Annotated in this window: 3 protein-coding genes; all 3 read right to left on the reverse strand. The window is 30.9% G+C overall.

Annotated features, from left to right (window positions below):
- Positions 1-13: 13 nt before the first annotated feature.
- Positions 14-355, reverse strand: a complete 342-nt coding sequence (locus RUM_RS12725) for a hypothetical protein (RefSeq protein ID WP_147645606.1) — start codon at positions 353-355, stop codon at positions 14-16.
- On the reverse strand, positions 348-614 hold the full coding sequence (locus tag RUM_RS12730; protein ID WP_147645607.1) for a hypothetical protein: 267 nt from the start codon (positions 612-614) through the stop codon (positions 348-350). Before RUM_RS12730 ends, RUM_RS12725 begins: the two co-directional genes overlap by 8 nt.
- A 278-nt stretch (positions 615-892) precedes the next feature.
- A partial coding sequence (locus RUM_RS12865; RefSeq protein WP_162094102.1) for a hypothetical protein occupies positions 893-1,231 on the reverse strand: 339 nt, incomplete at its 5' end.

Below are 1,231 nucleotides of genomic sequence, written 5' to 3' on the forward strand. Positions count from 1 at the left end.
TTCAACCTCTACTTCAAGGCCGGACACCGCTTATAAGCTGTTCATTATAAAAAACAATTATTTTATCATTTGGCAATAGCTGTTCTGTTCCCATTGAATAATCATTCGATGTATCCCAATTAGACCAATCTGCTGCATTTAGTCTAAAATGGATTACAAACTGTTTATTAGGTTGAAGTTCAACATCGGTATTAAATTTGATTTTTGCATATGTATTTCCGTAATCGTCATTAACAAATTCACAAACCGAAGTATTACCTAAGTATTGATTATCTACAGCAAGCCAGTCGCAATGGTATTCAAGGTTTTCTTTATTGTCTGCATTAAATACATAATTTATAGTTATATCACTCATTTTTAAAAGGCTTGTCAGAGTTGTTAGTTATAACTATATTGGGATTTATAGTATTTGAGTTACTAATACCTGCATTGCAAGATTCTACTGTTATTTCAGGTGATTTCTCATCATCTTGAATTACCCCTGGATTGATAGTTGGCGTAACAGTTGTATCTATTTCACCATCATTATCAAGATCAATGTTAATAAAAAATGAACCATCTGATAAATTTAAGAATAATACAGATCCACTATTCACAGAGATATTGGTATACAAATAGATGTTTCCATCAATATTGCACATAATATCAGTGTTTTGATCAGCAAGTGAATTGATTTTACAATCATAATTATCATCAGCAAATTGAGCCAGTAAAATCGGATTGCCAACTGATGTTAAAGGGTCAAATTTAAAATTATTCCCTTCATGAACCTCTGAATTTGTGTAATAATATGAACAGGTTTCGTTTGAAAAGAATAAATCAAAATAACCTGAAATAGCAAGCTTATTTGAAAGTGTCTTGGTTTCTTCTATGGCATTAGATGTAAGATTGTTTATTTGCCTATTTTTGTTCTCATGGGCAGCTTCATAAATGATTTTGTATCTTTTATGTTTTTTAATATCTCATCTATGCATTCCTGACTCTGTATTAACCCCATATGATCTTGATCAAAGATTTTTATATCCAAAAGATCGTGATTAAAATTCATTGTTGCACTTTCAATTGGAACTACACTATCGCCAATACCATATTCTGGAACGAATTGCAATCCTCTATCGCCAGGACAATGTTGAATAGTTGAAATGGTATTTCTATTACTTCCTACTAATGCTATTCTTTTCAGATTATTAGTATTGTTTTGGGATATTTTTATGCGGCTATGGTTATATTT

This window comes from Ruminococcus champanellensis 18P13 = JCM 17042 (assembly GCF_000210095.1).
In the GTDB taxonomy this organism is placed as follows: Bacteria; Bacillota; Clostridia; order Oscillospirales; family Ruminococcaceae; genus Ruminococcus_F; species Ruminococcus_F champanellensis.